Source organism: Nonomuraea sp. NPDC049784, from assembly GCF_040659615.1.
Lineage (GTDB): Bacteria > Actinomycetota > Actinomycetes > Streptosporangiales > Streptosporangiaceae > Nonomuraea.
In genome coordinates, this window is record NZ_JBFAMX010000414.1 from 1 (window position 1) to 9166 (window position 9166).

The window sequence follows — 9166 nt, forward strand, 5'->3', positions numbered from 1 at the left end:
CCATCAAAAACCTGCTGGGCATGATGCCCGGCATGGGGCAGAGGCGCGGCGGAGCTGGAAGGTCAGCGACAGGTCCTCGTCCGTGTGGGACGGGAGGTCCGGGGCCGTGCCCTCCGTGACCGTGGTCGCCAGGACGTCCTCCGCCACCACGTGCCCCTCGGTACGCAGGGCCGTGGCGAGGTCGGGAGAGGACGTGGTCCACCACAGGTCGATGCGGTCGGTGATCGACAGGCCGGTCGACTTGCGGGCGTCCTGGACCAGGCGGATGACCTCGCGCAGGAGACCGGCGCGGCGCAGGTCGTCCGTGAGCTCCAGGTCCAGGGCCACCGTCTCGCCCGTGCCGGTGCCGATCGCGCCCGTCTCCACTGCCCAGCCCGAACGGGGCTGCTCGTTGACGATCACGTCGTCGGGGCCGAGCATGATCTCGCCCAGCTCGTCCGCCTCCACCATGACCGTGGAGCCGGAGCGCAGGGCGCGAGCCACGCGGGTGGGGTCCGCGGCGGCGACGGCGGCGGCCACCAGCTTGGTCTGGGAGCCGAAGCGCTTGCCCAGGGCCCGGAAATTGGGCTTGACGGAGTAGGACACGAGATCGGCGCTGAACCCCGACATGTCCTCGAGCGCATGGACGTTCAGCTCGTCCGCCACCAGCCCGCGAAGCTCCCCGGGCAGCGACGGCCAGCCGTGCGCTCCCACCAGGGCGCGGCGGAGCGGCTGGCGGGTCTTGACGCCCGACGAGGCGCGGGCCGAGCGGCCCAGCTCCACCAGGCGCCGTACCAGGGCCATCTGGTCTGACAGCGTCGGGTTGAGCAGGTCCTCGCGCACCGTGGGCCAGGAGGTCAGGTGCACCGAGGAGGGCGCCTCGGGGGAGCGCAGAACGTCCCAGAGGTAGTCGGTGATGAACGGCGTCATGGGGGCCATCAGCCGCGTCACCGTCTCCAGGCACTCGTACAGCGTCGCGAACGCCTCCAGCGACCCCTGCCAGAACCGGCGGCGCGAGCGGCGCACGTACCAGTTGGACAGGTCGTCGAGGAAGTCGGCCAGGCGGCGGCCGGCGCGCTGGGTGTCGTACTCGTCCAGGGACGCCGTGACCTCGGCCACCGTCCTGTGCAGCTCGCCCAGCACCCAGCGGTCGAGCAGCGGGCGCTCGGCCGCCGGCGTGGCCTCGGCGAGCATGGACGGCGACCAGGACTCGGCGTTCGCGTAGAGGGTGAAGAACGACGAGGTGTTCCAGAGCGTCAGCAGGACCTTGCGGACGATCTCCTCCAGCGCGTTGTGCCCCACCCGGCGCGCCGCCCAGGGCGAGCCCGAGCAGGCCATGAACCAGCGCAGCGCGTCGGCCCCGTGCTGGTCCATCAGCGGGATCGGCTCGAGGATGTTGCCCAGGTGCTTGCTCATCTTGCGGCCGTCCTCGGCCAGGATGAGGCCGAGGCAGAGCACGTTCTCGTACGAGGACTGGCCGAAGACGAGCGTCCCGACGGCCATCAGCGAGTAGAACCAGCCGCGCGTCTGGTCGGTGGCCTCGCAGATGAACTGCGCCGGGTAGAGGCCCTCCGGCTTGCCGCGCTCACCCCACTGGGCGAACGGCATGGAGCCGGAGTCGTACCAGGCGTCGATGACGTCGGGCACCCGCTTGGCGGCAGCGCCGCACGACGGGCAGCCGAAGGTCACGTCGTCGACGTACGGGCGGTGCGGGTCCAGCGCCGAGATGTCCTGGCCGGCCAGGTTGCCCAGCTCTTCCAGCGAGCCGACGCACGTCACGTGGGACTCGTCCTCGGAGCACACCCACAGCGGCAGCGGCGTGCCCCAGTAGCGCGAACGCGACAGCGACCAGTCGACGTTGTTGCGCAGCCACTCGCCGAACCGGCCCCACTTGATCGTTTCGGGGTACCAGTTGGTGTCGGCGTTCTCCGCCAGCATCTTGTCCTTGACCGCCGTGGTGCGGATGTACCAGGACGGGAGGGCGTAGTAGAGCAGCGCGGTGTGGCAGCGCCAGCAGTGGGGGTAGGCGTGCTCGAAGTGGCCGCCGCGGTAGAGCAGCCCGCGGGCGCGCAGGTCCTCGGTCAGCTCCTCGTCGGCGTCCTTGAAGAACCGGCCGCCGACCATGGGAACGTCGTCGAGGAAGCGGCCGTCGGGGCCGATCGGGTTGACGACGGGCATGTCGTACCGCCTGATCACGGCCAGGTCGTCGGCGCCGAACGCCGGGGCCTGGTGGACCAGGCCGGTGCCGTCCTCGACCGTGACGTAGTCGCCGAGCACGACGTAGTGGGCGCCGGGGATGTCGACCAGGTCGAACGGGCGGGAGTACGCGGTGTGCTCCAGCTCGCGCCCCGTGTAGCGGGCCACCTCGGTCACGCCCTCGCCCAGCACCGGCAGCAGCGGCTCGGCGACCACCAGGACCTCGCCGTCCGGCGTGCGGGCCGCGACGTACGTCACGTCGGGGTGCACGGCGACCGCCGTGTTGGACACGAGGGTCCACGGCGTCGTCGTCCACACGAGCAGGGCGGCGCCCAGCTCGGCCAGGGGCCCGGAGGTCACCGGCATGCGGACGTAGACCGACGGGCTGGAGACGTTCTCGTAGCCGCCGGGCTGGCCCAGCTCGTGGTCGGACAGCCCCGTGCCGCAGCGCGGGCAGTACGGCGTGATGCGGAAGTCGCGGAACAGCAGCCCCTTGTCCCACACCACCTTCAGCGACCACCACACCGACTCGATGTAGGACGGGTCCATCGTCCGGTACGCCTGGGACAGGTCGATCCAGTAGCCCATGCGCTCGGTCATCTGCTCGAACGCGTCCACGTGCCGCAGCACCGACTCGCGGCACTTGGCGTTGAACTCGGCGATGCCGTATTCCTCGATGTCCTTCTTGCCGGTCAGGCCCAGCTCGCGCTCGACGCCGACCTCGACCGGCAGGCCGTGGCAGTCCCATCCGGCCTTACGCGGAACGCTGAATCCGCGCATGGACTTGTAACGCGGGAAGAGATCCTTGAACACCCGCGCCTCGACGTGGTGCACGCCGGGCAGGCCGTTCGCGGTGGGCGGACCCTCGTAGAAGACCCAGGACGGGTTACCGGAGTTCTGCTCCACGGAACGCTCGAAGATCTTCCCGTCCCGCCAGCGGTCCAGGACCTCGCGCTCGAGCGCGGGCAGGTCGACCTGCGCGGGAAGAGAGCGGAACGTTGGGGAAGACATTTCGGGCGTGACCTCCACGCATCATCGGCCGGCAAGGCTTGCGTGAAGGGACGAAGCCACACGGCTCCGCGGTACCACCCTTCTTGGCCTCGCCCGGGGGGAGGCCCTCTTCATTTGGTCTGCTGCCGGGTCTAATGAGCTCGCACGAGCCGTTCTTCCGGCGGCTCCGGGGTGATATCCCTCACAGTCGGGCCCCATCAACGCCTTGCAGTCTCAAACCATAACGCAGAGTGGAGGCGAAGGCTTCCTGGTTTCCCTTGGCGCATCTTCCGGAGACCGCGTCGGTACGCAACCGACAAAGATGTGGGAATGGACGCCCCTGTTGAGGAGTTGAATGCGCGGGGCGGGATAGTACGGGGGAGGTAAACCGTCCGGCGGGTCGTTTGCCGTTCCGTTATGAGGATCCTAAGCTGCCCGCACCATTTACGGCCTTGATCAGCAATGGAGGCAGCCATGGCGGCAGTCACGCAGACCACCGCTACACCGTCGATGTGGTCGGAACAGGAGCTGGCCGAGGTACGCGGCAGGCTCCAGAGCGAGATCGACGAGCTCAACGCGGACATCCTCCGCCACGAGACGGAGATAGCCTCTGGAGACGTCACGCAGGGAGCCGGCGACGACCAGGCGGACGCCGGCGCCAAGACGTACGAGCGCGAACGCGAGATCGCCCTTACCCTGAATGCGCGCGATCTGGTCGCGCAGAACGAACGTGCGATCGCCAGGATCGACGCAGGGACCTATGGAGTGTGCGAATCGTGCCACAAGCCGATCGGCAAGGAACGCCTTCAGGCGTTCCCGAGGGCGACGCTGTGCGTGGCCTGCAAGCAGAAGGAGGAGCGCCGGTAGCAGCGCCTGCGGGCCGGCCCCGCGGGCGCCTCTTCGCCGTCCTCGTCGTGCTGGCGGCCGTGATCTACGCGGCCGACCTCATCACCAAGACGGTGGTGCTGCGCACACTCGAGGGCCGGGCGCCCCTCGTCGTCATCCCGGACGTGCTGCAGTTCCGGGTCATCTTCAATTCCGGTGCCGCGTTCAGCATCGGCACCGGAATGACCTTCGTCTTCACGTTCATCGCCGCGGGCGTGGTCGTGGCCATCGTGCGCACCGCCCGCAAGCTCGGCAGCCGGGCCTGGGCGCTCACGCTGGGCCTGCTGCTCGGCGGGGCGCTCGGCAACCTCACCGATCGGCTGCTGCGCTACCCCTCGGGCATCGGGCGCTCCGCGCAGCTGCAGGGGCACGTCGTCGACTTCATCGAGGTGCTCCCGGGGCATTTCCCCGTCATCGACTACTTCCCCGTCTTCAACATCGCCGACTCTGCCATCGTCTGCGGCGGCATCCTGGCGGTGCTCCTGGCCTGGCGGAACGTGCAGATCGACGGGTCCAAGGAGGTGGCGAAGGGTGAGTGAGCAGCGCAGCCTTCCCGTCCCCGACGGCCTGGAGGGCGAGCGGCTCGACGCGGCGCTCTCGCGGTTGTTCGGCTTCTCCCGCACCCGCGCGGCCGAGCTGATCGGCGCGGGCGAGGTGCTGGTGGACGGGCAGCAGCCGGCCAAGTCGGACCGGGTGCACGCGGGCGCGTGGCTCGACGTGACGATGCCGCCGCCGGTCACCACGCCGATGCCGGTCGCGGAGCCCGTGCCGGGCATGACGGTCGTGTACGAGGACGAGGACATCGTCGTGGTCAACAAGCCGATCGGGGTGGCCGCCCACCCGACCGTCGGCTGGACGGGGCCGACCGTGATCGGCGGGCTGCTCGGGGCCGGGCACACGATCGCCACCAGCGGAGCGGCCGAGCGGCAGGGCATCGTTCACCGGCTCGACGCCAACACCACGGGGGCGATGGTGGTGGCCAAGAGCGAGGTGGCGTACTCGCGGCTCAAGCGGGCCTTCAAGGAGCGCACGGTCGACAAGCGCTACCACGCGCTGGTGCAGGGACATCCCGACCCGTTCAGGGGCACGGTGGACGCGCCCATCGACCGGCACCCCTCCGGGGACGGGCGGTTCGCGGTGGTGGCCGGGGGCAAGCCGTCGGTCACCCATTACGACACCGTCGAGGCGTTCCGCGCGGCCTCGCTGCTGGACATCAAGCTGGAGACCGGGCGCACGCACCAGATCAGGGTGCACATGGCGGCGCTCCGGCACCCTTGCGTCGGCGACCTCCTGTACGGCGCCGACCCGACGCTGGCGGCCCGCCTGGGGGTCACGCGGCAGTGGCTGCACGCCGTGGCGCTCGGGTTCGAGCATCCGACCACGGGGGAGTGGATGTCGTTCAGCACGGACTACCCGCAGGACCTGCAGAAGGCGCTGAACATCGTCCGCGACGAGTCCTGACCCGCCCAGGGTTCCTGGTCGACCCAACTGGGGCCTCCGTCGACGAGATAGCGGCGCGACGGGTCGGCCCACAGGTGGACGTACACGAAGACGGCCAGCGCGAGATAGGCGCACGCGACGACGAGGCCGGCCCTGCGGCGAGTCACCGGCGCTCGCACAGCAACAAGCACAGGCCGCTCAGCGTCAGCAGGTAGTGATGGGCGCGTAACTTGGAGCCGGGCCGGTGGGACCACCGCACCGGGACCTCCCTGACCGGCCACCCCCGCCGCGCGAACGCCCGCAGGATCTCCACGTCGAAGGCCCACCCGTCCAGCCGCGCGCGGCCGAACACCACGCGCGCCTTGTTCCCGTCGAACAGCTTGAACCCGCACTGCGTGTCGGCGACCTCCGGCAAGGCCAGCGCCCGGATGAGCCGGTTGCCCAGCGTGCCGAGCAGGTGCCTGACGGGGTGCTGGCGCACCAGGATGCGAGACCCGGGGCGGGCGCGGGAGCCGATGGCCGCGTCGGCTCCCTGGCTCAGCGCCGCCCGCAACCGGCCGAACTCCTCGATCGGGGTGGCGAGGTCGGCGTCCGTGAACAGCACCTGGCGGCCGCGCGAGACCAGCACGCCGCGGCGTACCGCGTGGCCCTTGCCCCGGTTGGCGGGCCAGCGGATGACGCGCATCCGGGGCTCGGCGCCGGCGGCGGCTGCCGCCACGGCCAGTGTGCCGTCCGCCGAGCCGTCGTCGACGACGATCAGCTCCCAGCTCAGCGGCGTCGTGCTCAGGTGGGTGCAGACGGAGGCCAGGGTGGCGCCGAGCCTGGCCTCCTCGTTGTAGGCGGGAATCACCACCGACAGGTCGATCTCGCTCATGCCCCGGAGACAGGGCCGGGCCTCACGGGGGTTGCACGGTCAGCGCCGCTTGGACCTTCCGCCCCTAGTCCGACGGCTCGACCGAGCCCGGGTCCTGGGAGGCCGTCTGGTCCTTCTCCTTCTGCTTCTCCTTTTTCTTCTCCTGCTTGCTCTCGGTGGGCGTCGGCGCGCGGCTGGGGCTCTTGCGCTGGCCGGTCGGCGTCCTCCCGGGCTGCTGCTCCCCGCTGGGCGGCTGTGAGCTCTGCGGAGCGGGAGGCGTGGAGGCCGTCTGAGGGGTGGTCTGGGGGGACGTCTCCGGGGTCGGCTCGGGGTGGGTGGAGGAAGGGGCGGTCACGACGGCGGGCGCGGGGCGCGGGGTGCGGGGCAGGTCTTGTGTGCGGTTGGACCACCAGGCCGCACCGCCTGCGGCGACGGCGACGACCAGCGCGCCCCCGGCGATCGCGGCCATCGGCAGCGCGCGCCGCCGCGGTCGCGGCGCCACCGCGGGCACCGGGACGGGACCCGTCTGCTCAGGTGGGCCGCCCGCGATGATCACGGCCAGCCGTCGCTCGGCCTCCTCCAGCGACATGCGCTCCGCCGGGTTCTTGCGCAGCAGGCCGAGCAGCACAGGGGCGAGCACGCCCGCGCGGGACAGCGGCTGCGGCTCGGCGTGCATGACCGCGCCGAGCGTGGTCAGGGCGTTGTCCCGTTGGAAGGGCGAGTGGCCCTCGACGGCCATGTAGAGCGTCACGCCCAGCGACCACAGGTCCGAGGCGGGCGTGGCCCGGGCGCCGGCCGCGCGCTCCGGCGCCATGAAGGCCGGGGTGCCGATCAGGATGCCCGTACGGGTCACGGGCGCCTCGTCCTCCGTGGTGGCGATGCCGAAGTCGGTGAGCACGGCCCGGCCGTCCTCGGTGAGCAGCACATTGTCCGGCTTCACGTCACGGTGCAGCACACCCGCCGCGTGGGCCGCGCGCAGCGCCTCGAGGAGCTGCAGCCCGATGTCGGCGGCCTCGATGGGGGGCATCGGGCCGTCGTCGCGGATCAGCTCGCCTAAGGTGCGGGAGTGCACGAGCTGCATGACTATCCAGGGGTGACCGCGTTCCTCGAGGACGTCGTACACGGTGGCCACGCCCGGATGCGCCACCCGGCCCGCCGCCCTGGCCTCCCTGAACGTCCGTACGGCGAACACATCGCGCTCGGGATCCGTGAGGTCGGGCGGCGGCAGGACCTCCTTCACCGCCACATCCCTGCCCAGCACCTCGTCGTGAGCGTGCCACACCGTGCCCATGCCGCCCCGGCCTATCGTTCTGAGCAGCCGATATCGTCCGCCGACCATCCCCGCTGAATCGGTCATGCACCGCGACTACCCCAGAAAGAGCCGGACAAGCGCCGTGACGACGGCCGCCGCGGCCAGAATGACCAGGAACGGCGCCCGCAGCAGCAGCGCGACGACCGCTGCACCCAGTCCGGCCGTTCGCGCCGGGTCGAAGCGCAGCCCGCCCTCCTCCGTGAACATCTGCACCGCGATCAGCGCCGCCAGCAGCGCCACCGGCACCAGTTCCGCGAACCTGCGCATCGCCGGATGCTCCAGCACCCGCCGCGGCGCCGCCAGCCCGGCCAGCTTGAGCGCGTAGCAGCCCGCGCAGACCGCGGCGATGGCCCACCACAGCGTCATCGCGCCATCACCACCAGGACGGCAGCGGCTGACAGCAGCACGGGCACGCCGGGCGGCAGGAACGGGGTGGCGCAAAGCGCGATCGCCGCCGCGACCGCGGCCAGCCAGCGCAACTGCGCGCCGCCTGCCAGGCGGGGCCAGAGGATGGCCAGGAACGCGGCCGGGCCCACCACGTCCAGCCCCAGCACACCGGGATCGCCCAGGGACGACGCGCCGTACGCGCCCGCCAGCGTGGTCAGGTTCCAGGTGACGTAGAGGCTGGCGAACGTGACCGTGAAACCGGTCCGCGCCGACTCCTCGGTCGGCTGGGCCAGCGTGACGGCCGTCGTCTCGTCGATCACCCCGTGGGCCGCCAGCAGCCGGCGCGGCCCGCGCACCCGCAGCAGGTCGGCCAGGCGCAGGCCGTAGAGCGTGTTGCGGCCGCCCAGCAGCAGCGCGCTCAAAGTGGCGGCCACCAGGTCGCCGCCCGCGCCCACCGCCCCCGTCAGCGCGAACTGGGAGGCGCCGGTGAACGTCAGCAGGCTCAGCACGCACGCCTGCGGCACGCTGAGGCCCGCGGTGATCGCCGCGGCGCCGAAGGCGACGCCCGACAGCCCCACGGCCACGCCCACGCCGAGGCCGTCCCGCACGGCGGCGGAACGGTGTGTTGTCTGTTCCATGCTGAAAGAGGCTAGGAGGTGGGTTAACCGCCGGTCTTGTACGTTCCTGCGGCACGCTGGTAGGCGGCGGGCGGCACGCCCACGATGCGCTTGAAATGCCGGTTGAGGTGGGCCTGGTCGGTGAAGCCCACTTCGGCGGCCACCTGCGCGGGGCGTACCCCGGACTGGAGGAGGCGGCGCGCCTGGCGTACCCGGAGCGAGGTGAGGTAGGCGTGCGGCGGCAGGCCCGTCGCGGCCTTGAAGGCCCGCAGCAGCGCGAACGGCCGCGCGCCCACCGCGCCGGCCAGGTCTTCCAGCGTCGGCGGGTCGAGGAGGCTCTCGTGCAGCAGGTCGAGCGCCTCCCGCACCGCCCGCCCGCCCTCGGCGGGCAGGACCGCGGCGGGGCGGGGAGTCGCGTGGCGGGTGACCAGCCGGGCGAACAACGTACGGCTCAGCGTCGAGGCGGCCAGCGCGTCGCCGAGCTCGGCCGCCTGGTGAGCCCTGGAC

Annotated in this window: 9 protein-coding genes; 3 read left to right on the forward strand and 6 right to left on the reverse strand. The window is 71.5% G+C overall.

The window, feature by feature from the left end; translation table 11 throughout:
* Nucleotides 1–3 precede the first annotated feature (3 nt).
* Nucleotides 4–3186 (reverse strand): isoleucine--tRNA ligase, encoded by a 3183-nt coding sequence (gene ileS, locus AB0J09_RS45580; protein WP_360705855.1) that lies wholly within the window; start codon nt 3184–3186, stop codon nt 4–6.
* Nucleotides 3187–3639: 453 nt separating this feature from the next.
* On the opposite strand from ileS, the gene AB0J09_RS45585 reads away from it, so the two are divergent.
* The 3 genes from AB0J09_RS45585 to AB0J09_RS45595 are packed head-to-tail and all read left to right on the forward strand — an operon-like array spanning nt 3640 to nt 5511.
* Nucleotides 3640–4032, forward strand: coding sequence for a TraR/DksA C4-type zinc finger protein (locus tag AB0J09_RS45585; protein WP_360705857.1), 393 nt, complete (start codon nt 3640–3642; stop codon nt 4030–4032).
* 47 nt (nt 4033–4079) lie between these two features.
* Nucleotides 4080–4589: a signal peptidase II gene (gene lspA, locus AB0J09_RS45590; protein WP_360705860.1), complete on the forward strand. Its 510-nt coding sequence runs from the start codon at nt 4080–4082 to the stop codon at nt 4587–4589.
* Nucleotides 4582–5511, forward strand: coding sequence for an RluA family pseudouridine synthase (locus tag AB0J09_RS45595; RefSeq protein ID WP_360705863.1), 930 nt, complete (start codon nt 4582–4584; stop codon nt 5509–5511). Before lspA ends, AB0J09_RS45595 begins: the two co-directional genes overlap by 8 nt.
* A 142-nt stretch (nt 5512–5653) precedes the next feature.
* Here the strand turns inward: AB0J09_RS45595 and AB0J09_RS45600 are convergent, their stop codons facing one another.
* The 5 genes from AB0J09_RS45600 to AB0J09_RS45620 form a co-directional block, all read right to left on the reverse strand.
* The gene (locus tag AB0J09_RS45600; protein ID WP_360705865.1) at nt 5654–6364 is read right to left on the reverse strand and encodes a dolichyl-phosphate beta-glucosyltransferase; all 711 of its coding nucleotides are present in this window, start codon (nt 6362–6364) and stop codon (nt 5654–5656) included.
* Nucleotides 6365–6428: 64 nt separating this feature from the next.
* Nucleotides 6429–7700, reverse strand: a complete 1272-nt coding sequence (locus AB0J09_RS45605; protein ID WP_360705868.1) for a protein kinase — start codon at nt 7698–7700, stop codon at nt 6429–6431.
* Between the two features lie 9 nt (nt 7701–7709).
* Nucleotides 7710–8021 (reverse strand): AzlD domain-containing protein, encoded by a 312-nt coding sequence (locus tag AB0J09_RS45610; protein ID WP_360705871.1) that lies wholly within the window; start codon nt 8019–8021, stop codon nt 7710–7712.
* Nucleotides 8018–8680: an AzlC family ABC transporter permease gene (locus AB0J09_RS45615; RefSeq protein WP_360705873.1), complete on the reverse strand. Its 663-nt coding sequence runs from the start codon at nt 8678–8680 to the stop codon at nt 8018–8020. Before AB0J09_RS45615 ends, AB0J09_RS45610 begins: the two co-directional genes overlap by 4 nt.
* A 23-nt stretch (nt 8681–8703) precedes the next feature.
* Nucleotides 8704–9166 (reverse strand): AraC family transcriptional regulator (locus AB0J09_RS45620; RefSeq protein WP_360705875.1); only part of this gene is annotated, 463 nt, incomplete at its 5' end.